We start from the raw sequence: 21,657 nt of genomic DNA, 5'->3' as shown, positions 1-21,657 counted from the left end.
TCTGTAAAAGCTATAGACTTCATACCTAGATTTGCTATTTTAGAAATGTATTGCTCTGGCTTTGTTACACTATCTATATTAGTTGTACCAGAAGACCTATCTGTATGTATGTGAGTTATTGTATAATTGTTCATTTACACCTCTCTATATTTCTCAATTAGAATTTTTTCGCTTCTAAATCCACTATCATATAATTCTTTGATTTTGTCGTTGTTTACAGATATGTTGTTTTTTCTACAGAAATTAGACAACCCTACTTTTCCTCCATTTTCTAAATTTACATATCTATAGTTTGCAGCCTTGCTCTTTTTATTAAGAATTTTATATTTTATAATATCGAGGTTGTTTGGAAGGTTGTTTAAAATTATTTTGTCTATTTTTCTACTATCGACCGCCATAAATCCTAAATATCTATTATCACAATTCTTTATATATCCATTAATTTTAAAGTTTTGTTTTAAAATTTTAATTAAAGATTCTTTTTCTTCTAATGAATATGCGGCTACACATAAATCCCAATTGCTTTCGCCTCTATAACCATCATCTAACATACATATTGAGAATGACAGTTCATTTAAATTGTTCATTAATTCTACAACTTTCATTTCTCTATATTTTATAAAACGATTATGTATGCGGCTAGATATCCTGTAAAATGGCTGACATACATAACCATTCTGTTTAAAATATTTTTCTTTTTGAGGATAATATTTTGGAGGAGAATTAAAGAAATCTTTCATAATATTGTATTTCCAAAACAGGTAATCTTTTTGATTTTCTGCATGAGATATGATAAATATTGGTTGGTCAAGTCTTTTGTCTATATGTCCATCCCCTAAAAGAGAACCTATTACAATGTCTTTTTGAATGCAATTGAGTTGTTTATTTTCTTGTCTGTATTTTTGAGTTAGTTTGTGTTTTTCTGTACACCACTTTTCAATCACTCTTTTACTTGCATTTGCTTCTTTTGCCATTTCATCATGATTCAGCCCTTCTACCATATATTTCTGATAGCACCAATCATAACTTTGATAAACAGATTTGAAATTAGAATTGTTTTTTAATATAGGTGATTTAATATTGTTTTCTTTTACTATTTTCTCTAATGCTTTATAGCTAATTTTTAAGTTTTTAGAAATTGAATTTATACTATACCCACTTTCAAATTTTTTTATAAGATACTTTATGAAGTCATCATTATATATCCATTTATTTTTTTCTTTCCATAACATTTTTGTATTTTCTATAATCATCACTCCTTTTAAAACTGACATTTTATAATCATTTAAAACCATGATTTTATTATGTCTTTTACTAATCTAGGTAGAATCTTTCCTATTCTCTTTTTTAAAATATTATCTTCTATAGGCAATAAAATCTCACTTTCTTCCTTTAAAATGTCTTCAAGTACTTCACCACCTAATAATTTAAGTAACTTACCCATATTTTCTATAATAATTTCATTTTTATTAAGTAACCCTTCATCTATTATTTTTATTTTACAGTTATCATATTTTTAATCATTTCAGTAGTATTTACCAAAGCTTTATTTAAAATATTATTATCTATTTCAATTGGTCTTATATCACCACTTCTAGCCATACCAGCACATACACAATCTGTTATCATTTCTAAAATATCTATCAGATTAACATCTTCTGGACATCTTGACAATAAATGATGTCTTTCATTTTTTATATGTAATTGATACCATTCATCACCAACAAAATCTGTATTATTATTTATAGTTGATAGAAAGTTTTTGTAAAATAGTTTTTCATCAGATTTTTTAGTATAATCATGTGTAACTCCAGCAACCATTAATTTTAAAGCTAATTCATTCATAATATTTCTAACATCTTGTATATGCATATCATTCGCCTCTTGAAATTCTTTAAAACTTACATCTTTTTTTTGCAGTTCTTGTATCTCCATTTGAATTTTTATAAATTATAACCACTTTATTTACCTCCGAATTTATTTATCTGTATTTTACTTTTTCCTTGATTAATTACATAAATATCTTTTTCTTCATAATTACAATTAAGACATTTTACATGATGCTCATATATCATTAATTCTTTCATTTTATTTCCACATTTAGGACATATCATATCGTTTTTCTATATACCATTACAGCAACCTCTCTTTTCCTAAATTATTTAAATCCTAATTTTAATAATTCTTTAAATATGAATTTTTCATTTCCATTTGAACTAATAGTATATACTTCTTCATTAACTATCCATTTAGTCTTATAATAGTTAGCCACTCCTAATTCTTTCTCAATTTCAAGGTAGATAAATTTATCTTTATTGTATGTTGCTATTAACTTAGTAGAATCATTTTTATACTCTTCAATTATCCAACCTCTATGAAATAGAAAATACATTAAATCTTTCATATTTACCTCCTATTTAAATATAATCATAACACTATATTCATTAACACTATAAGGTGCTGAACTTCCAAGTCCAGAATATTTAATATCTAAAATATCATCATTTCTATACATAGATAAGACATGATTTACATCTTGTACTAATTCATAATAATCACTATTTGTATATATTTTTATTTTCATATTTTTACAATCCCCTTTTATATATTTTTAATCTTTATTTTTTTTATATCGTCTATATATTCCTCCCAAGTATCATTAAGCAAAAATTCTTTATTTATTTTAAAATCTACCATCTTATTATTTTTTTCAAAAAGTATAAAATCATCTTTATTAATTAATACATAGTTTCCATATTTCCAATTAGATTTTTTAATTTTTTCATATTTCTCTATAGCTTCTATAAATTTCATAATAAATTCCTCAATTAATTAAATTCTTAAAAATTATTGATAACACCACATTTAGAACATTTCCATCGTTTCTTTAATTTATAATTATCAAAATAAGAATTAAAATATCCTACAAATTCTTGAAATTCTAACCTTTCACATTGATAACACCACACTTTTACTACATCACCTTTAGAATACATTTATTATATTTCTCCTTAATATAATCTTAGCCTTTTAATTGTAGATGATATATCGTCATCATCAAATATTCCTAAATTAACACATGTTATACTATCTTTAGGAATTTCTGTTAATCCTCTGTCTACTATAGTTAAATATCCTTTCTCTCTAAATTTCAATAATTGAGCTTCTTTAGCTTTTAATATACATACTGTATCTCCATTATTCTTAAATGACATTAAATCATATTTTAAATCTATTATTTCATGTACTATTATTTCTGTTTCATAAGAGCAAGAAACAATATCTAATATTTTGTTATACAAATAATCGTAAACTGCATGTGCGACTTGTGCTCCAACTTTACCTGGACTCATATTTAAATCTGAATTAATCACTATGTACATTTTTTTCATTATTATAAACCTCCAAATAAATTAAAATCATTCTCTTAATACCAATACATAATAACTAAACTATGATTTTCAAAATCAATTATATTTAACATTTTTTGAAATTCTTTTAATACTAAATTCCAAAACTCCTGTGTATACCTATCATCAACTGTTACTTTTTTATCATTTTTATAACAATACTCTTTATCCTTATTGTATATTTTAGAATTTATAGCTTTTTGTTTAAGAAAAGGGATTATATATTTTTCCAAATCTTCTTTTGTAATAAGTATGGCTTCATCTTCATAACTTTCATAACCCCTTTCCCATTTAGCTTTATATATCATACGAATAATTGCCCAGTCTTCTAAAGCTATATCAATATCTAATAATTCTTCAAATTTATAAAACTCTTCTTCATCATTATTTAACTCTTTATATTTCTCACCTCTTGTTTTATTTAAATAAGTATCTAAACTTGTAACTTTTGTTTTTACTGAATAAAACCCTAAATCTAATCCCACATGTACCACCTCACCTATTAAAACTATGACTATCTATAACAATATTACCTTTTTCTTCAAGTTTTATCATTTCTTGTCTCATTTTTTCAACCTCACTATTTTGTCTCATTTCTTTAATCTTACTATTTTTAGAATATTGCTCTGCTATTTTATTTTTTATTAAAATCATAATATATTCCTCTGAATGTCCATACATTCTAATAAATCTGCCTCCTTTAAGGCTAAATCTATAAATATAATCATTAACAATTTTCTTAAATATTTTATTATACAGCAATACAGTTTTTTTTAAGAATAATCTCCCAGTATCTTCTTCATAAACAAATAATTCCGAGCAAATGTACAATATATTTTCCTTAGTTTTTATTTCATACCTAAAAATTCTTTCTGAGGGTTCTATTGTTTTATCATTTACTTTTTTTGTATCTTCTGATTTTATCAACTTCTTAAAAATGGTAATTATATTCATCTCCTCTTTACATTTTAAATTTTATATTCATGTTAAAACTGTTGTTTTAATTAATATTCTATATATTCTAATGGGTTATATCCGCTTATACTACGCCCTAACACTTTCTTTAATTCTTGTACCGTAGCATCTGATACGTCTAAAATTTCTAAATCAGGTTCTTCTAATACTCCATATACCTCACTGTGTTTACCTAATATTTCTCCAAAATAAACATCTTTATCCATCGCTGAACCTACTTCATCTTCTGTTGCTATAAATATACCTTCTACATCTCCACATCTTCCGCAATCCCAACTAAATCTATATAATTTTTCCATAACTTCCTCCTTAGTTTTTTATTCCAACCTTCTGGATAATCATTTCTTAAAACTCTTAACCCTAATACTTGTTGAGCTTGATGTATAGCATTTTGAAAATCTCCTAGCTCAGAAGGATGCTGTCTTTTTAATTTGCAAAATCCATTCCATGCATTTATCAAATTGTCCATAACCACTCCTTCTTCATAATTTAATCCATCAAGTCTTTTTCCTTCTCTATTACCATTCATTGTTATTGTAATCCCATTTAAATCTAAACTATTTTTATTTAAACTTTTTATGTAATGTATTATGGGCTTTACTACATCTTCAATATCTGCATTTACCTTTCTAAGTAAACTATAATCACTAGAATCATATTCAACATAAGCTAATTGGTTTGTATCACTATCAAAGCCTAATGATAATTCCGTTTTACTAGCTATAGGTATTAAATCTTTTTTACAAGTAGGGCATATAAGTATCTCTTCATTTAAAAAATAATTATATTCCTGTAATGTTTCTTCCGCATTGAAGTATTTATTACAATTCTCACACCAAAATCTCACAGTATCACTCCTTTATTTTTCTACCAATCTATGCAAATACTTCCTACCTTTAATTTAATTAGTTCTTCTTTACAATTTTCAATCCATTCAATATTATCTTCATAAGAGATATCTTCTTTATTTAAATCTAAAATCTCATCATTTAGCATACTTAAGAGATTTTCTAAACTACAAATCTCACATTTTTCTAAATAATTATCTCTTAGTTTCATTTTTATAAGCTTATCTAAATTAGGAGCTTCTTCTTTGGAAAATACAAATTTATAATTTCTTTTTAATGGATATTCTTTTAATTCTTCTAAACTACTGATACTTTTATTTTCTATTTCTTTTAGCCAATCTTTCAATTTTTCAGTATTTCCACCACAATATTTTATTATTTTATTTACAGTATTCTTATTTTTTATAATGTCCGTTTCAAAATACATATAGCTACTTCCTCCTTATATTAAAAGAAACATTTTAATGTCTCCTAGACTTTTTCCTCTCATTAAACCTTCTATCCATCTTGAAATTTTCAACTTCATAATATAAAACCTTTATTCTTCTCTGCTGCTCTTTAAGAAATTTAGTAGTAAATTCTTTTTTGGTCATAACAATCATCCTCTAAATATTATTTTTTATTTCAAGTAAGTAATCAATTACAATTTTTTCTGGAAATATCTTTGCAGTTATTACATCTTTTGATTGAATTAATATACAAGAGAAAGAAAGTATTGTAATACACAAACCAGGAACTATAAACCCGTTATCATATTTCCAATCCATATAAATCAATAAAATACCAAGAATTACTCCAATTACACATATAATTATCCAAAACACACTTGTAGCTATCTCATAATTAATATATTTAGTAGTTAATGTTTGTAAATATGGAATTACATTAGTATTAGACCAGTCTATAGTCATCCCAACTTTATCACTTAAATTATCTAAAATTTTTATAATTTGTTCACTAAACTCCATTTAACTCACCTCCAAAGAGGGAGTAATCCCTCTTAATTTAATTACATTTACTCCATCCACAATTAGGACAAGTCATACATCCTTCCATCATTTGAATCTCTAGCCCACACTCAGGACATTTTGGATTAAATTCTTTAGATTCCTCTATTTTTTCTCCTTGTTTTTCTTTAAGAAAATCTTTTACAGCATTTAAAATAGTAATACCGCAATGATTTCCTCTGTCTAATATATTTCCTTTTGCTCTACTTGTAGCAAAACTAGGACAAGTATTAACACCCCTTAAAGCTTTTTCTATATTATCTAAAGTTCCTCCAAGTCTAAGCATTCCAGACATTGCAATTGTTGCAGTCACAAGAAGTTTTTCACACCCACCTGAACCAGCCTTTGTCACATATAACTCTTGTATATCTTCTTCTGTCTCGGAATAAGATATAAATAAAATTAATTTGCCACATCCAACATATAGCTCTTTCTTATACAAAACAGCATCATTTGATACAGGTTTCCAGTCTCCTCTCTTAAGCTCTTGTGTGTTGTTTATAGCATTAGTTGTAAGAATTCCTCCACGTTTACAGCCAGCTCTATATATTGTCAATCCTTTTAGCCCATTAATCCATGCTAATAAATACAACTCTTTAACTTGTTCAATTGTTGATTCATGTGGTAAATTTACAGTAGAAGAGATACTTGCATCTATATGTTTTTGGAATGCTGACTGCATTAAAATACGTTCTCTTGTAGTTAGCATTGTTGCTGTTACAAAGTAATCAGGAAGTGCTTTTTCATCTTCAATGTTATTTTCTTTCATATATTTTTTAACTATAGGTGTGTAGACTTTATAATATTTTTCTTTATCATGTAAACTTTCAGTTTTTCTAGTGTAAGAAAAGGCAAAGATTGGTTCTATTCCTCCAGATATTCCTAACATAGTTGATATGCTTCCAGTAGGAGCTATTGTTAAAAGTTGTGAATTTCTAAGACCATATTTTTCGATTAATTCTAGTGTTTCATGAGATGCATTTTCCTGAATAAATTCTGATTTTAAAATACATTGTTTATATTTTGGATATGTGCCATATTTTTTTGATAATAATGCTGATTGTTTTAATGTTTCATCTGCTAAACATTTACCTATCACATTGCATAATTCAACGGCCATTTCTGAACCATACCTCACGTTCATTTTTATAAGCATATCCGCTATTCCCATAACTCCAATGCCTATTTGTCTATAGTCTCTAACTGTATCTCTTTGGATTTTTAATGGATGTAAAGGTAAGCCTTCATCTAAAACATCATTCATTGCCTTTACTACTGTTTTTATATCTTTTCTAAAATCATTATAATTAAAAGTTTTATCCTCTTTAACATATTCGCTTAAATTAAATGAACCTAAAAGACAACTTCCACCTGCTGGAAGCGGCTCCTCGGCGCAGGGATTTACACCTGCATATTCAAATTCGTCATCCTCACTCAATAAATTATATGTTCTTATTTTGTCCCAAAATAAAATTCCTGGTTCTGCATAATTCCAATTATTCTCACATAGTTTATTGAATAGTTCTTTAGCATTTATTTCTTCAACTATAATTTCACCAGTTTCTTCTCTTGTAAAAGAACAATTATACATTGGATTTGAATCTATTCCTGTAGCTTTTTGCATAAATTCATCTGTTATTTTTACAGATATATTCGCTTTGGTAATTTTGTTTAAATCTGTTTTAATATCTATAAATTCTTCAATATCTGGATGGTTAACATCAAGTGATATCATAAGAGCTGCTCTACGACCACTCTGTCCTATTGTCTCAGCGACCAAAGAATATGTATCCATAAAGGAAACTGCACCAGTTGTAGACTTCGCTGAATTATTTACTTTCGCTCCTCTAGGTCTTAACTTAGAGATATCAATTCCCACTCCTCCTCCATAGCTAAAGGTTCTAGCTAAATCACTACATGTTTGATATATATCTTCAATAGAATCATTGGTAGGCAAAACATAACAATTTGAGTAAGTTATCTTTCTACCATCTTTATACAATCCCCGATTAGCTAATATCCTGCCACCAAACAAAAACTTTTTTTCTTGTACTAATCTTCTTGTTTCTTTGTTTCCATTGGATACTCTATTAAGCCATTCATCAAAAGTTTCATTATTATTTCTATATTTATTATTCCATATGGCATTTTGCATTTCATTCATTTCCCAACTTATCATTAAATCGCTCCTTTTATTTGAAAATCATTTTATAATACATTAAAGTACTAACCCACCTAAAAATATTTTTCTCCCCCCTTAAAACTATAATTCATTTCTACTACCTAACTACTGATAAACTATTATTTATTATTTTAATAATTGTAATTAAATTCTTATTTGTTATATCCGTTTTAGTTAAAGTTAATCCTTTTGATACAGTTAAAATATCTTTATTGCAATCTCTATAAATTAAAATTTGTGAATTATCTATATTTTTTAAAAATTTTCTACCCTCACAATTAAAACCACATTCTCTTAAATAATAATCTACTTCCATATTAATAATAGGTTTATAATTTTTCATACATTTATCTTTGAATACTTTTTTTAATCTTTCTGACTCTTTAGCCTTTGTATTTTCATAAAGTGTCTCATCTATTTTTTGAAAGGCTATATCTTCTATATACTCTTCACACTTATCTATATATCTAATAAATATGGCCAGTTCCTTTTTACCATTTACAGATACTATTATCTCATCCCCTCTTTCTAACTTTTTCATTTCCGTTCTAAATATCATATCTTCTCCTAATACACTTGCAACTATTATTTTATCAGTCATATTATCACCTTTTTACCTTCTCTGTTTTATTTATATTTATATTATAACATATACCTTCTATGTTCTCAATAATTTTTTATAAAAAATATAAATTTATTAGATAATCAAACCTGGCATTATCTTATCTACGGTTTTGTATGTTATACCTAATTTAATTGTTTTTGTAGCTAAACTAAATATGAAATACTTTAATTCCTCATCTTTGTTAGCAAATACTTGTACCGTCTTTACATCTATATCCCTTCCAGTGTTATTATTAATCAAATAATCAATCATATCATATATATTATCTAATTCATTATAACTGATGCTATTTAATTCTTTAAATATTTTACTTTTAGATATTCCAGTCTGAATATTTGAATCCAATAGGAATTGTAAACATTCAGCAAACATTCTATTATTTTTATTTTCTTCTAATATTATTTCTTTTTCTTTTCTACTAGATGTAGCAGCTAAAGCTTCAAATATTTCTTTTACTTTTAAAAGCTCTGACATTAAAGTCCTCCTTAATGTGATATTTTTATTATTTTATTTTAACTCTACTAGGTAAAATCATATTAAAACTAGTATTTTAATTGCTTTTTTATCATAATTTATATACTTAATACTTTGCTATTTAGATACATTACTAATTCATTTACTTTATTCATATCTGGAGAATTAGGCAAACAAGAATTTCTTTCTGCATACTTAAACTTTTTATCTAATTCATTTACCATTTCAAATATCTCATCATAAGTATATTTTCCATTTCTTATGGCCAGCAAAAAGCTCCTTATCATTTGCCCTATATGTATTAATTCCTTTCCCCTCTAAAATTTCTATACCCATTAAAAATAATCTAATTAAATGTATGGCATATTTATTGAGATGTAATTCATCTTTTTTATTATTTCGATGATTTACATTCAATAATTCTATCTGTAACATCTTAAATATATCTCACTTTCCATCCATAACTATTCATCTTTTTTTCTTTAGCTAAACGAGAAATATAACTCAAGCTAACATTTAAATATTCACTTGCTTCTATTCCCCCAGAACATACTCTAACTTCTCCAGTTTTAATATTAAAGCATTCTATCTTTTTCTTTTTTCTTCCCTGACCTCTTTGTTTATTTACATTTTTCATTTCACTCAAATTGCATTCAGATATATGCCCTTTACACTCAGTATTTTCTAAAAATTCTCCTGCATCTATCCAAACTTTCATATCATCAGACCCTCCAATATCTTATTGATTTATTTATACATTTCTCCACAATTTTCACATTGATATACAATACCTATTTTTGTACTAAGTTCATATACATCTCCACCACATTCACATTTTTTAATTCTTACTGGTTTTTCCTTCATTTTAAACACTCCTTTAAGTTTTTTATTAGTTAACTGTTGTATCTAGTAATCTTGAAACTTCTTTTATATGCCAATCAACTGGCAATAAATTACTTTCTACTAATTTATGTAACATACAGTCATGTTCATCTATACTCTTTATGTATCCTATAGGGCAATTTTTACAGTGTTTAGACTTTGTACAAATATATTTAATAGTATTTAAAGCAACTAAAGTGTTTTTTATATCTTCCTGTGTTAATTCAACTTTATTCTCCACACACATACCTCCTTATAGTTTTTCTAGCATCTTACAATTTTTCTTATTACATTTATTACTACAACCACATTTTCCAATTATTCTAAAAATCTCTTGTATACTTTTCTTTAAGTACAAATCTTTTCCAGTAAGTTAAATTGATACTCTTGCATTAAATTATACCTACCTTTTTATTTTAAATTTATATACCTCAACTATATATTTGATATAATTAACTTAAGAACTTCAAATTAATTTAAAAGGTGGTAACATTATGAGATTAAATCCTGATTGTATTAGAGATTTATTATTAACTGTAGAAGAAAATACAAGTTTCTCTCAAATTATGTATTATAACAGAAAAGAAGAAAACAACTATGAATTATTACAAAGGTACAACGATGAAGAGATTTCGTATCATATAAGGCAATGTAACTTATACGGTTTTTTTACCAGAGTTTCTTGGACTTCAGCTTACTGTACTATTGATGATTTAACACCTTTAGGTCATGAATTTTTAGCTAATATACGTTTAAACACAAATTGGAATAAAACTAAAGAAGTTGCTTCAAAAGTTGGTTCTACATCTATTAATGTTTTAACTGAAATTGCATCTAACGTTATAACTACTCTAATTAGCAATAATTTCTAAATTTTTCACAGATAGTTTAATAGTAAGTTCATTTTTCATTCCACTTTCAACAAATGAACTTATTATTTTACATCCAATAATATCACCTATATCATGTCCATTAATTATAACTTTTGTTATATTTCGATTTGTTTCTATTCTTACATCATGCATTTAATCACCTACTTTTTATTTTTCTTAAATTTACTCTTCCCTTGATTCTCTAGTGGTTTATATTTAGTTTCATACTTATCTAGTTTTTGATTAATTTCATTTAAAGTATTATCAAATGCTAAATATTTGTTTAACTCATATTTTACTAACCTCCTTTTAACTAAAATATTTTTTAATTCTTTAATAGTATCAATTTTATAATTTAAAGAGGCTATATCTAAATTCATTTCCTCTATCATATGTAGTATTTCTTCTCTTTTTCTATCACAGATACTTAATTCATTTAATATTCTTTGTTTATCTTCCTTGAATAAATTTATTAAACTTTTAGTATCTGAATATTTCTTTTCAAAACCATCAGCTTTAATTTCTTTCACATATAAATCTTGATGTGCTACATATGAATGAAGTTTTATAACACATGGAACATACTTAAATTCTTCTTTAAGTTCTCTGTACTTGTTTAAAGCATCGCTATATTTCTCAAATCCAAATTGTGTATTTCCATATTTCAAGTCAATTTTAGTTATATAATTATAATTCATTTCAATCACCATTTTTAGTAATATTATATTTCTATGAGAGCTTCTTGAAATTTTAAATTAAATACATAAGTTATTAATTTTTTGTCATTTTTATAATTTAAATATTCATTTATAGAAGCATCATAAGCATTCAGCTTACTATATCTATGTGTATACCATCCTTGAAAGTCGAGGTAGTCTTGTTCTGTCAAATACTCACTTGCTAGATTTAATAGACTACCTCTTTTATTTAGTATTTGTTTTATCATTTAATCACCTATCTTTTATGTTTTTAAATATTTAATTTTCAAAGTACATTTTAACTTCTTGCTTTAACTTATTTTTTTAATGTTCTCTACAAATTCTATCAACCATTTTCTACCTATTTCAGTCCATTTTAATTGTGTATCATATTCACTTATTTTAAAATCTGCATATTCAGGTATCAACCATTGGTAATCCTTATAAGGTTTCCAACATTTAGTCCTTCCATTTTTCTTGACTGGGTATATTATCTTATTCGTATACAGCAAAGCATTTAAACCTTGTGCAGACATTCCTAAATCTTTCGCAATATCTGTTGTAATCACTAATTTTTCAGGATTTAAAACTTTATCATGATAACTTGCTTTTGGTTTCATTTCTTCATTTTCTATTTGCAATTTCTCATTCTCTTCAACTTTGACTAGAAGATGTTGTAATGCTTCTTTATATGTAGTTGGTAAATCAAGTCTTTGCTCTTTTAACATTTGTTCCATTTTATTAAAAGCTTCTATGTATTTAAGTTTCCAATTTAAAGCCTCTGTTCCAGTAAAGCTCATAACCAATAATGTAAATCCATCTCTTGTTATTAAATATTCTTTATAACTTTTACCAGTACCAGCTATATAGCTATTTTCAACAAACATTTTAGTCAAAGCTGAATTTTCAGCCTTGATATTTTCTATAGATTGAATTACATTTTTGTGTTGTTTCTTAAAATTCTCAGCTATTTCTCTACTAGTAACTAGTAATTTTCCGTCTACATTTTTTATTACTATTTTATTCATTTTAAATACCTCCTTTTTTATCTAAATTGATTGTTATTACTTTTTAAAACATTTAGCTTCTTAAAATGCATATTTTCTATGACTTTTAGCAGAGCTCTTTGATCCTCTAAAGACAACTTTTTTGCTTCATACATTATTTCTTTTGGAAAATCTAAATTATTATACTTTGATGTACTTTTCATATAACCCCCTCCTCTTTTTGTATTGTAAATTCATTTTAAACCATTATTTATGAATTGTCAATGCATTTTTTTTATATACTATGTCTTTTTAAGACTTTTTTGTATTGACAATACTTTTTTTTTGTATTATACTTATCCTATATATTAAAGAGGGGAGTAATAAAATTGAACATAGGTGACAGACTAAAAGAAACTAGAAAATCTAAAGGTATATCACAGGAAAGCCTTGCCGAACAATTAAAATGTTCTCGTGGTGTAATAACAAACATAGAATATGGTAAAACAGAACCTACACAACTTGTATTAGATGCATTGTGTAATATATTAAATGTAAACAAAGAGTGGTTACTGCTTGGTACTGGAGAACAGTTTAAAAAAAATAATGTTTCTCAAAGTGAAAAAGTTTTATCTGAAATATATAGTTTATCCAAAGAATTAACAGAAGAAGAACAATTGTATATTTTAGATTTAATTAATACTTTTAAAAAACATAAAAATAATTTTAATATCACTAGAGAGTAGAAAATTCTACTCTTTAATATATATTAATTAAAATCTTCTAACTTTTTACTACTTCCTAGATTAATGTAATTATAAATTTTCTAATTATATTTTTTGTATCCATCATCTTAATTAATTTTGAATATCCTCTTTCAGATAAAAGATAAATATTATTTGCTTTTGATATTTGCATTTTTCTATAACCAAGCAACCCCAATACTTCTAAATTGTGGTCGTTATCAACGACCACTTTTAAATCTATAAAATCAATAGTATTTGCAAATCTTCTAATATTCCTATTTATTAACTCTCTAACATGTTTTATATCCATATTGTGTATTTCTGAGATAGTTTTGTCTGTTATACATTTTTTATCTTCACCAAAACCACCTTCTATAATAGGTATCTCTAGATTCATGAATCTCTGCTGACCTTTAACTTTAATATCTTTCATTTTCAATCACTCCTCCTATTCTATCTTTCCTATTAGAGATAATTTCTAAAGACAATTCATATACAATATTTTGATTTTTATTTGTTATATTTTTAAAGGAATATATCATTTTTATTAATTCTTTGTATCTTTTATTTTTCATGAACTCACTCTCCTTTATTAATTTTGTACATTTTTTATTTCATTATCATAAATACATTGTATATTCAATATTATACTTTGTCAATATATTTTTGTACTTTGTTTCATATCAGAATCATTTTTATTGACTTTGTCAATATAGAACTGTATAATTTAATTATTGGAGGTGATGACTTGAACACAATGATATGTAATTTAAAAAAATTAAGAAAAGAATTAGGTTTATCTCAGAAAGAATTTGGTGATAAATTAAAATTAACATCTGCATCTATTTCAAAATTAGAAAATGGAGAAAGAAATATTACTGAGCGTCATATATCTCAAATATGTGAAGTTTTTAATGTAAATGAGGACTGGTTGCGAAATGGAAATGGAGAAATGTTTAAAAATATAGATGATATTGAATTAGCAGCAATGATGGGTAAAACATTTTCAAGTAATGATGAATTTTTAAAAAAAGTATTCTTAACATTTGCTGAGCTTACTGATGATGAAAGAGAAGTTATACAGAAAGTAATTGATAAACTTAGTAAATAGCCCAATAAGGGCTATTTTAATTTAGATACAAAACTTTTGATTATGAGTAAATAAGATAAATCCATTTTTTCTAGCATTTTAAGTATTTCTTTCATGACTTGTCTTTTCATTAGTATATAACCCCCATATGTGCATTATAAATTAAGCAAGATAATCTAATATCTTTTAATAAACATCCCCTCAGTCTACACTTTTACAGAACATTCGTTCTTTTAAGAAACAAAAAATTTTATTTTAAATAAATTAAAATCATTTATAATTAACAACCTTCCACTCTATAATAGTAGATTTCTCTGATTAAATGATAAAATTTTTTTAACAGAAATTCAACACTAAAATCACAATTAATGTCAAAATGTTCAAAAATATTAATATTTTTCCTATTTTCCTACACAATAATATTATAACTCTTATCCATGTTTTTATCAAGAACATACATTCGATTAACAAAAACAAATCTTTCTACTTTACCATAATATTTCACTAAAAACATCGGCTAGTTTTTTTTTAAGTTCTTTTGTCTTTTTAGGAGCTACTTTAAGTTTTATTTTATCTATTGTTAAATAAACAAAGTTATAATTAAAGTCAGTTACTTCTAATAAATTTATAAGATAACTCTTATGGCATCTAAAAAAAATATTCTCTTTCAACTTTTCTTCAAATAAATCCATCTTATCATTTATTATATACTCCTCATCTTTAGTAACAACTCTTAGCTTTCTATTCACTATTTCAACAAACAAAATATTATGTTCGTCTATTTTTATTATTTTACTTTTTCTTTTTATTGTAATAATAGCCTCTCTTTTTCTCCAATCAATTGCAAAGTCAAGCATAGATTTTTCAAACTCTTTATAATATATTGGTTTTATCATATATCTAAATGCATTTATCTCATAACCTCTAATAGCATACTTATCTGATGCAGTTGCAAAAATTATTCTTACATCTTTATCAAATTTTCTAATATCTTTTGAAATATCAAATCCATTTCTGCCTCCTAAATTTATATCCATCAAAATTAAATCAACTTTCTCTGGATACTCTTGCAATAAATCCTCTCCATTCTTAAACAATAAAGTCTTATATTTCTTTATTTTGATTTTATTTAAAAATATCTTAATAAAATCATAGAGGATATCTCTTTGCATATCGTTATTCTCACAAATAATTATAATCATTAAACCACTCCTTAAAGTATATAGTCATTGAATATTATATATTTTCGACATATACTTTTTTTACTTTAATGTAATTTAATGTATTATAAATGGTTATTTTATCATTTTATAAATGTAGAATATATTTTTATATTAATATAATTTATTGTTACATAAAAAACTCAGCACTTCAATTAGTGCTGAGTTTTAATAGAATATTTTTAAAGAATCTCTTGAGAATTAAAAAAGCAAATCTAGTATTTATATGTAATTAGATAAGTATGTTATATATTTTTATATAGATTTAACACAATTAACATCAGTTATTAGTCAAAAAAAATAAGACCAGTCTTATTGGCTGGTTTAATTATTTTTAATTTAAGATATGTTCTGACATCTCTTTCAATACAGATTCATAAGATTTGCATTGAGTAGCTGCTAATTCTGATAAAGCAAATTTCTGAGCCTTAACTAAAAAAGCTTTATCTGTACTACATAATTTCTTTGCAGAATTTTGTATTTCAAGCATCTTAATCAACCTTATTATTTCAAATATGTTTCCTGACTTAAGTTTTTTATCATACAATTTAAATCTCTCTTTTCTATCCAACACCCATATATCATTACTCTTATCAATATCTTGAATGAGCTTATTAATTTCACCTTCATTGATAACTCTACGTACACCAACTTTATTAGCATTTTTAACTGGTATAGAAATTTTAAGACTACTATTAAAAATAACAATTAATTCATAATATTTTTGTTCTTGATGGTTTATTTCTTTTGTTACAATATCACTCACATAACATGCTCCTTCTTTTGGATACATTACATTTTCACCAATTTTATACATATATTATACCTCCATAACTGGATTTTAGATATTGCAACTTAGGTACAATGCTTTTACTATCTAATAATTTATATTATACCATAAACTACTTGACAAGTCAATTTTATTATATTATAATTATAAGTTTATATATAAATACATGCATACAATTTTACTATTAGAATATAATAAAACCAGCTCATATTGAACTGGTTCATATTTGTCTATAGTTTTGGTAATTCTTCATTTGTAAATTGCTTTTCTAACTTAACTTTGCTAATATTTTCATATTCATTAATAATACCATTGTTATTTTTCAATAGAGTTAATATCCCTTTCTGATATTCCATTTGATTAGTAGAATTTTCAACTAACTCTGCCAATCCTTTTAAAACTAAACATATAACTATTCCACTAACTATCACTCCAGCACCAATACCAATCATAATAGGACTATATTGTTCATAAGTATCTGATAAGTAATCATATGGAATTTCTACTTTTTGACACATGATTATTATACCTGCTAATACTTGTATACCTGCCAAAAATACTCCCATATTTGATAAACATCTTGCTATGTAATTCTTCATTTTTTCTATACCCCCAAATTAAAATATTTATTCTTATATTTCTTCATTGTATTCTTCAGCTATAGTATTGTTTATTCCTCTTATAAAAATTACATTGTCTTTTCTTATGCCCACTAAAAAATTATCAATAGGGTCATCAAAATTTATATATTCCACATCTTCTAATCTTTTTATATTATCTAAGTTCTGACCTCTACTAGATGTTAAAATATCTCCGTTTGAATTAATTCCTATAATAGAAACACCTTCATGATTATCTATTATTTCAGCAGAAATAATATTTTTCCAATCTTTAATGATTTCATTAAATTTTTCATCTGTACTTATTATTGTTCCATCTTCTTTTATCCCCACTATCCCACATAATCCAATATGTATATCTTTTATATCTTTCCAACTTTTAATATCATAAGCACCACCTGATACAACTACTGTTCCATCATTCTTTATTCCAAAGATACTATAGGAACCACATTTTATTTTTGATATTCCTTTCCATTTATCTGTTTCTTTTCTATGAGTTGAACTATCATATCCTGTAAGTAATACTGTTCCATCTTTTTTTATTCCTATTACTGTTGTATTTTTCATATACTCAATAGTTGATTTTGTTATCTCTATGCTTACTATATCAGACCAATTTTTTACATTGCATTGACCATAATCATTATTTCCAGTAGCAACGACAGTACCATCCTTTTTTAATCCTACAAAAGTTCCACTATCACATTCTATATCTATTATATCTATCCATTTACTAATATTATCTGAATCTGAATCTTCAAGTCCTTTAGAAACAACAGTACCATCTTTTTTTAATCCTATTATTGAATCCTCATATGATACTATAGATATTATATCTTCCCAACCAGATATAGAACTACTTTCACCATTCACTTTTCTATGTGTTACTTTTCCATTATCTTTTAACATATATACATTATCTTTTTCTACAGATATTTTTTTATTATATTCATTTTTATACTTTATTTCATCTAAAAAAACATGCTTATTAATAATATTTTTACCAATAAAGATAATAAAAATTAATAATATACTTATTAGTAACATTGACTTTTTTTTATTGTTTTTATTTATATTCTTTAATTTATGTTTTTTACATTTATTATCTTTTTCAAGCTTGATTTCTATTTCTTTTTTATTTTTTAAGCTTTTTTTGTGAAGAGATTCTAAATAATTTTTATTTATCTTTTTTATTTGTAGTGTTTTACTTCTCTTACAATTATTACACCTATCTTTTTCTAATTTATTTATTTTACCGCAACAACAATTCCATGCTTTTTTTTCTATTATATTAGGCATATACTTAATTTCATATTCAAAGTCATATTCTTCATAATCTTTTTTAAGTTCTTCTAATAATTCTGTTTTTAACAATCCTATTTTATCTAATTCAGGTATAACTAAACCTTCTTCTCTTTCATATTTATAGACTTCATTATTTGAAAACACTACTTGTTCTAATATAACATTTATTGTTCTTGTTTTATTATCATTTATTCTTATAGCAATGTCATCACCAAGACATTCATGAGGTTTAATGTTTATATCTTGATAAACATGCTTTAAATTACCATCTATCAAATCTCCTGCATCATTAAAACATTCTATTTTAAAATATGCAGACTTTATCTCCTTATCAGATATATTACACAATTTTAGTTGTAATAATAAATTATTAGTAGCATTATCTTTTGTTATAGCCCCTTTGAGAAGCTCTAATGGCCATTCTGAATGCCAAATATCAAATTCCAAATATTTTAATATTTCAAATCTATCCATTCCCCAATTTCTCCCTCTATATGATTATTTTCCTCAAGATAATTATAGTATACTTATGGGATAATTTGTAAAAATAAAGCAGATAAAAAGCAATAACCTTATAAAGTTATTGCTTAAATTTTTATTCTAATGATAAATTAATTTTTGCCTCAGCATCACTTCCTTTAAAAAGAATAACATCAACAGATTTAATATCTGGCTCTGCTATATATGGTAAAGTAAATTTACTCTTCATCCCTTCAGCTACTTTTTCAGGTGAACCATTTTGGTCATCATACCATGCACTAAAATTGTCTAAAACGTATCCATTATCATCTGACACTATAAAATAATCATCATCTACATTTATGCCCTCATCAGGAATATTTATATTCTCAACTTCATAATTTAATGCAACTATTTGCTTGTCATTATTGTCTTTCATTTTTGACCACCAGTTTACTTTTTTTGCTCCAGTAATTGTTATAGCAAAATCACCTTCTGATGATGAGACTGTATATTTTTCATTCAATGCAACAGTTGTACTTTCTTGTTCTCCTGAGGTATTTTCATTATTTGTTTGTTCTTGCGAATTATTATCCTCAGAACTATTATTGTTTTCTACATCTTTTTGCATAAATAAAAAAGCACCTAGTATAAACCCAATTAAAAAAGAAATTATAATTTTTAGATACTTTTTTAAAAATTTTACTATACCCTTTTTCTCTTTTAGTTCTACTTTTTCATCATTATTCATTTTCAATCCCCCCATATCCTATGATTTAATTATAACATTTTATATTCTAATAAAAATTTGAATTATTCGACAATATTATTTTTATTAGAAGAAATTCAAACTATTATTTGTATTCTTATTCAGTAAGTTAAAACAAAATTTAATATCAATAATTAAAATCATAGATTAAAGTCAATAATTAGGAAATAATAAAAATTCTTATGACTAAGTAATTGCAATAAATACAATAAAAATTAATTTTTAATAATAATATATTGTTGATGTATTATTATTTTTTTTGAATAAGTTTTTTATTAAATTGTATAATTATATTTATATAATGGAAAATTAAGTTATTATTATGTATAAAAAACTTTCTATTGTGTATATAATTTAATTAAAATAAGCATAAAAAAATAGAACTAATAGAGATTTTAAACTCTTTATAGTTCTATTTGAGTATTTCATAATTTGAATACAAACACTAATAGGAGTAGTCAAAATCAATTTTTTTGAACTACTCCATATATTAAATTGCTATTGCTAAACTTCCATTTTTATTTATGCTCTGAACAATCAATGTTCTTATAAATGCACCAGGATTATTTATTTCATTATAATTTGCATCTTCTTCATCAACTGTATATTTATTAAACATATAATCTAATGCTGCTAAAACTCTGTTAACTCCATATTGAACCGATAATCCAACTAAGTCATTTATAATAATGTCTTTTTCCATCTCTAATTTATTTCTTAAATCTTCTTCAAATAAATTATATCTATCTAAATTTATCTGAGATAATACTTTACTATAATTAGAACTCAAGGAGCATCCTGTATCATCAAAGAATTTTAATATTTTTATTCTTACAGATTCTGTATATTTCTCTGAGATGCTTTCTTTCGTCTCATAACGCTTTGTATCTATTGTATCATTACTTACATCGAATAAAGTTTTAGAACTTCTTAGAAAGGTATCTATACGCTTGTTTGATTTCTTTATGTATTCTGGAAGTATAGAGATAAGATTATCTTTTTTAAATCGTATTCTTTTACCTAATTTACTTCCTTTAGCATCAGCCCAAATTAACTTTTTAATTTCAAGTTTTAACTCATTTACATTTTCAAAACTTAATAAGTGATTTAAAGTATCTAATGACATAGTTAAGTAACCTTTTCCACCATCTTCTTTTTTAAGATGATTCTTATATTCTTCATCTATGACTATATCGAACTTACCTCTTTTTATTTCTGTAGAATAAACTAATCCAACTTGTAGTAATACATTATGGTTATGTCTAGCTGTAACAACAGAAACATTGCATATATCAGCTATGTTTTTGAATGATACTGATTTTCTAACATAATTTTTATTAGATACTATAAAGTGATATGCTAAATACTGTTTTATAGCACTTTTACTTAAAGTCATACATTTACTTTCACTGGTTACAATCTCTATTGTACCTAGCTCTGTTTCTTTTTCTGTAACATAAGAAAACTCTGATATAGTTTTTAATTTAGGACAATTTGAACAAAATTCATTTAATTTAGTATTGTCAAAAGAAGGATTATTTTTTATAGCACAAGAATTACAAGCAGAATAATCTATTTTTTCTACTTTCCTTATAGAAGTTTTAAAAACATCTAAGATATCTTTTAGTTTTGATTTTGATATTCTAGCAACTGGTTTTAATTCTTGCATATTACAATCCTCCTTTCTTAATTTATA

At 25.1% G+C, this 21,657-nt stretch carries 38 protein-coding genes; 3 read left to right on the top strand and 35 right to left on the bottom strand.

Annotated features, from left to right (window positions below):
• Window positions 1–134: 134 nt before the first annotated feature.
• The 22 genes from IC213_RS18610 to IC213_RS18510 form a co-directional block, all read right to left on the bottom strand.
• The gene (locus IC213_RS18610) at window positions 135–1,274 is read right to left on the bottom strand and encodes a hypothetical protein (protein WP_227863410.1); all 1,140 of its coding nucleotides are present in this window, start codon (window positions 1,272–1,274) and stop codon (window positions 135–137) included.
• A gap of 11 nt (window positions 1,275–1,285) precedes the next feature.
• Window positions 1,286–1,444 carry a hypothetical protein gene (locus IC213_RS18605; RefSeq protein ID WP_227863409.1) on the bottom strand — a complete coding sequence of 53 codons (159 nt, stop codon included), beginning with the start codon at window positions 1,442–1,444 and terminating at the stop codon, window positions 1,286–1,288.
• A 50-nt stretch (window positions 1,445–1,494) separates the two neighbouring features.
• Entirely contained in the window at window positions 1,495–1,935 is a 441-nt protein-coding gene (locus IC213_RS18600; RefSeq protein ID WP_227863408.1) for a DUF5662 family protein, read from the bottom strand.
• Window positions 1,936–1,961: 26 nt separating this feature from the next.
• Complete coding sequence (locus IC213_RS18595) at window positions 1,962–2,114, bottom strand: hypothetical protein (RefSeq protein ID WP_227863407.1); 153 nt, start codon at window positions 2,112–2,114, stop codon at window positions 1,962–1,964.
• Between the two features lie 44 nt (window positions 2,115–2,158).
• Entirely contained in the window at window positions 2,159–2,404 is a 246-nt protein-coding gene (locus IC213_RS18590) for a hypothetical protein (protein WP_227863406.1), read from the bottom strand.
• A gap of 9 nt (window positions 2,405–2,413) precedes the next feature.
• Window positions 2,414–2,584 (bottom strand): hypothetical protein, encoded by a 171-nt coding sequence (locus IC213_RS18585; RefSeq protein ID WP_227863405.1) that lies wholly within the window; start codon window positions 2,582–2,584, stop codon window positions 2,414–2,416.
• Window positions 2,585–2,601: 17 nt separating this feature from the next.
• Entirely contained in the window at window positions 2,602–2,814 is a 213-nt protein-coding gene (locus IC213_RS18580) for a hypothetical protein (RefSeq protein ID WP_227863404.1), read from the bottom strand.
• A gap of 26 nt (window positions 2,815–2,840) precedes the next feature.
• The gene (locus tag IC213_RS18575) at window positions 2,841–2,996 is read right to left on the bottom strand and encodes a hypothetical protein (RefSeq protein WP_227863403.1); all 156 of its coding nucleotides are present in this window, start codon (window positions 2,994–2,996) and stop codon (window positions 2,841–2,843) included.
• 15 nt (window positions 2,997–3,011) lie between these two features.
• Complete coding sequence (locus tag IC213_RS18570) at window positions 3,012–3,392, bottom strand: aminoacyl-tRNA hydrolase (RefSeq protein ID WP_227863402.1); 381 nt, start codon at window positions 3,390–3,392, stop codon at window positions 3,012–3,014.
• Between the two features lie 35 nt (window positions 3,393–3,427).
• Window positions 3,428–3,895, bottom strand: coding sequence for a hypothetical protein (locus IC213_RS18565; protein WP_227863401.1), 468 nt, complete (start codon window positions 3,893–3,895; stop codon window positions 3,428–3,430).
• 10 nt (window positions 3,896–3,905) lie between these two features.
• Window positions 3,906–4,337: a hypothetical protein gene (locus IC213_RS18560; RefSeq protein WP_227863400.1), complete on the bottom strand. Its 432-nt coding sequence runs from the start codon at window positions 4,335–4,337 to the stop codon at window positions 3,906–3,908.
• A gap of 77 nt (window positions 4,338–4,414) precedes the next feature.
• On the bottom strand, window positions 4,415–4,684 hold the full coding sequence (locus tag IC213_RS18555) for a hypothetical protein (RefSeq protein ID WP_227863399.1): 270 nt from the start codon (window positions 4,682–4,684) through the stop codon (window positions 4,415–4,417).
• The gene (locus IC213_RS18550; protein ID WP_227863398.1) at window positions 4,633–5,232 is read right to left on the bottom strand and encodes a hypothetical protein; all 600 of its coding nucleotides are present in this window, start codon (window positions 5,230–5,232) and stop codon (window positions 4,633–4,635) included. The genes IC213_RS18555 and IC213_RS18550 overlap by 52 nt, the downstream gene beginning before the upstream one ends.
• Window positions 5,233–5,252: 20 nt before the next feature.
• Window positions 5,253–5,660, bottom strand: a complete 408-nt coding sequence (locus IC213_RS18545) for a hypothetical protein (RefSeq protein WP_021381404.1) — start codon at window positions 5,658–5,660, stop codon at window positions 5,253–5,255.
• Window positions 5,661–5,694: 34 nt separating this feature from the next.
• Window positions 5,695–5,826, bottom strand: a complete 132-nt coding sequence (locus IC213_RS21090) for a hypothetical protein (RefSeq protein ID WP_021425183.1) — start codon at window positions 5,824–5,826, stop codon at window positions 5,695–5,697.
• A 12-nt stretch (window positions 5,827–5,838) separates the two neighbouring features.
• Window positions 5,839–6,201 carry a hypothetical protein gene (locus IC213_RS18540; RefSeq protein ID WP_021425059.1) on the bottom strand — a complete coding sequence of 121 codons (363 nt, stop codon included), beginning with the start codon at window positions 6,199–6,201 and terminating at the stop codon, window positions 5,839–5,841.
• 37 nt (window positions 6,202–6,238) lie between these two features.
• Window positions 6,239–8,419, bottom strand: coding sequence for an adenosylcobalamin-dependent ribonucleoside-diphosphate reductase (locus IC213_RS18535; protein ID WP_227863397.1), 2,181 nt, complete (start codon window positions 8,417–8,419; stop codon window positions 6,239–6,241).
• Window positions 8,420–8,519: 100 nt separating this feature from the next.
• Window positions 8,520–9,023: a hypothetical protein gene (locus IC213_RS18530; protein WP_227436849.1), complete on the bottom strand. Its 504-nt coding sequence runs from the start codon at window positions 9,021–9,023 to the stop codon at window positions 8,520–8,522.
• A 96-nt stretch (window positions 9,024–9,119) separates the two neighbouring features.
• Window positions 9,120–9,521 (bottom strand): DNA ligase, encoded by a 402-nt coding sequence (locus IC213_RS18525; protein WP_227436851.1) that lies wholly within the window; start codon window positions 9,519–9,521, stop codon window positions 9,120–9,122.
• Between the two features lie 98 nt (window positions 9,522–9,619).
• Complete coding sequence (locus IC213_RS21405; RefSeq protein ID WP_413927312.1) at window positions 9,620–9,808, bottom strand: hypothetical protein; 189 nt, start codon at window positions 9,806–9,808, stop codon at window positions 9,620–9,622.
• 149 nt (window positions 9,809–9,957) lie between these two features.
• Entirely contained in the window at window positions 9,958–10,239 is a 282-nt protein-coding gene (locus tag IC213_RS18515; protein WP_227863396.1) for a hypothetical protein, read from the bottom strand.
• 171 nt (window positions 10,240–10,410) lie between these two features.
• Entirely contained in the window at window positions 10,411–10,644 is a 234-nt protein-coding gene (locus tag IC213_RS18510; RefSeq protein ID WP_074438436.1) for a hypothetical protein, read from the bottom strand.
• A gap of 253 nt (window positions 10,645–10,897) precedes the next feature.
• Between IC213_RS18510 and IC213_RS18505 the strand changes: the two genes are divergently transcribed.
• Complete coding sequence (locus IC213_RS18505; RefSeq protein ID WP_074438437.1) at window positions 10,898–11,275, top strand: DUF2513 domain-containing protein; 378 nt, start codon at window positions 10,898–10,900, stop codon at window positions 11,273–11,275.
• On the opposite strand, the gene IC213_RS18500 is transcribed toward IC213_RS18505, so the two are convergent.
• The 5 genes from IC213_RS18500 to IC213_RS18480 all read right to left on the bottom strand — a co-directional run bounded on the left by IC213_RS18500 (window position 11,255) and on the right by IC213_RS18480 (window position 13,183).
• The gene (locus IC213_RS18500) at window positions 11,255–11,428 is read right to left on the bottom strand and encodes a hypothetical protein (RefSeq protein ID WP_176699525.1); all 174 of its coding nucleotides are present in this window, start codon (window positions 11,426–11,428) and stop codon (window positions 11,255–11,257) included. The genes IC213_RS18505 and IC213_RS18500 overlap by 21 nt on opposite strands.
• 8 nt (window positions 11,429–11,436) lie before the next feature.
• On the bottom strand, window positions 11,437–11,973 hold the full coding sequence (locus IC213_RS18495; RefSeq protein WP_074438438.1) for a hypothetical protein: 537 nt from the start codon (window positions 11,971–11,973) through the stop codon (window positions 11,437–11,439).
• A 23-nt stretch (window positions 11,974–11,996) separates the two neighbouring features.
• Window positions 11,997–12,221, bottom strand: a complete 225-nt coding sequence (locus IC213_RS18490) for a hypothetical protein (RefSeq protein ID WP_227436856.1) — start codon at window positions 12,219–12,221, stop codon at window positions 11,997–11,999.
• A 63-nt stretch (window positions 12,222–12,284) separates the two neighbouring features.
• Entirely contained in the window at window positions 12,285–13,001 is a 717-nt protein-coding gene (locus IC213_RS18485) for a phage regulatory protein/antirepressor Ant (RefSeq protein ID WP_227863395.1), read from the bottom strand.
• Between the two features lie 17 nt (window positions 13,002–13,018).
• Window positions 13,019–13,183: a hypothetical protein gene (locus tag IC213_RS18480; protein WP_227863394.1), complete on the bottom strand. Its 165-nt coding sequence runs from the start codon at window positions 13,181–13,183 to the stop codon at window positions 13,019–13,021.
• 165 nt (window positions 13,184–13,348) lie between these two features.
• Between IC213_RS18480 and IC213_RS18475 the strand changes: the two genes are divergently transcribed.
• On the top strand, window positions 13,349–13,705 hold the full coding sequence (locus tag IC213_RS18475; protein ID WP_227863393.1) for a helix-turn-helix domain-containing protein: 357 nt from the start codon (window positions 13,349–13,351) through the stop codon (window positions 13,703–13,705).
• A 55-nt stretch (window positions 13,706–13,760) separates the two neighbouring features.
• Here the strand turns inward: IC213_RS18475 and IC213_RS18470 are convergent, their stop codons facing one another.
• Both IC213_RS18470 and IC213_RS18465 read right to left on the bottom strand, forming a co-directional pair.
• Complete coding sequence (locus tag IC213_RS18470; RefSeq protein WP_227863392.1) at window positions 13,761–14,138, bottom strand: ORF6N domain-containing protein; 378 nt, start codon at window positions 14,136–14,138, stop codon at window positions 13,761–13,763.
• Window positions 14,125–14,280 (bottom strand): hypothetical protein, encoded by a 156-nt coding sequence (locus IC213_RS18465; protein WP_227436860.1) that lies wholly within the window; start codon window positions 14,278–14,280, stop codon window positions 14,125–14,127. The genes IC213_RS18470 and IC213_RS18465 overlap by 14 nt, the downstream gene beginning before the upstream one ends.
• 182 nt (window positions 14,281–14,462) lie before the next feature.
• On the opposite strand from IC213_RS18465, the gene IC213_RS18460 reads away from it, so the two are divergent.
• Window positions 14,463–14,816: a helix-turn-helix domain-containing protein gene (locus IC213_RS18460; protein ID WP_074124351.1), complete on the top strand. Its 354-nt coding sequence runs from the start codon at window positions 14,463–14,465 to the stop codon at window positions 14,814–14,816.
• A 467-nt stretch (window positions 14,817–15,283) separates the two neighbouring features.
• Here IC213_RS18460 and IC213_RS18455 read toward each other — a convergent pair whose 3' ends face one another.
• The 6 genes from IC213_RS18455 to IC213_RS18430 all read right to left on the bottom strand — a co-directional run bounded on the left by IC213_RS18455 (window position 15,284) and on the right by IC213_RS18430 (window position 21,630).
• Window positions 15,284–15,997 carry a LytR/AlgR family response regulator transcription factor gene (locus tag IC213_RS18455; protein ID WP_227436862.1) on the bottom strand — a complete coding sequence of 238 codons (714 nt, stop codon included), beginning with the start codon at window positions 15,995–15,997 and terminating at the stop codon, window positions 15,284–15,286.
• Window positions 15,998–16,349: 352 nt separating this feature from the next.
• Window positions 16,350–16,832: a CarD family transcriptional regulator gene (locus IC213_RS18450; protein WP_227436863.1), complete on the bottom strand. Its 483-nt coding sequence runs from the start codon at window positions 16,830–16,832 to the stop codon at window positions 16,350–16,352.
• 203 nt (window positions 16,833–17,035) lie between these two features.
• A complete protein-coding gene (locus IC213_RS18445; RefSeq protein ID WP_227436865.1) occupies window positions 17,036–17,404 on the bottom strand; it encodes a hypothetical protein in 369 nt (122 codons plus the stop codon).
• A gap of 33 nt (window positions 17,405–17,437) precedes the next feature.
• The gene (locus IC213_RS18440; protein ID WP_227863391.1) at window positions 17,438–19,207 is read right to left on the bottom strand and encodes an RCC1-like domain-containing protein; all 1,770 of its coding nucleotides are present in this window, start codon (window positions 19,205–19,207) and stop codon (window positions 17,438–17,440) included.
• A gap of 121 nt (window positions 19,208–19,328) precedes the next feature.
• Complete coding sequence (locus IC213_RS18435) at window positions 19,329–19,943, bottom strand: hypothetical protein (protein ID WP_227863390.1); 615 nt, start codon at window positions 19,941–19,943, stop codon at window positions 19,329–19,331.
• A gap of 508 nt (window positions 19,944–20,451) precedes the next feature.
• The gene (locus IC213_RS18430; protein ID WP_227863389.1) at window positions 20,452–21,630 is read right to left on the bottom strand and encodes a hypothetical protein; all 1,179 of its coding nucleotides are present in this window, start codon (window positions 21,628–21,630) and stop codon (window positions 20,452–20,454) included.
• Between the last annotated feature and the right edge of the window lie 27 nt (window positions 21,631–21,657).

It is taken from the genome of Clostridioides sp. ES-S-0049-02 (assembly GCF_020658465.1).
Lineage (GTDB): Bacteria > Bacillota > Clostridia > Peptostreptococcales > Peptostreptococcaceae > Clostridioides.
This window is presented reverse-complemented; position numbering and strand designations above follow the sequence as displayed.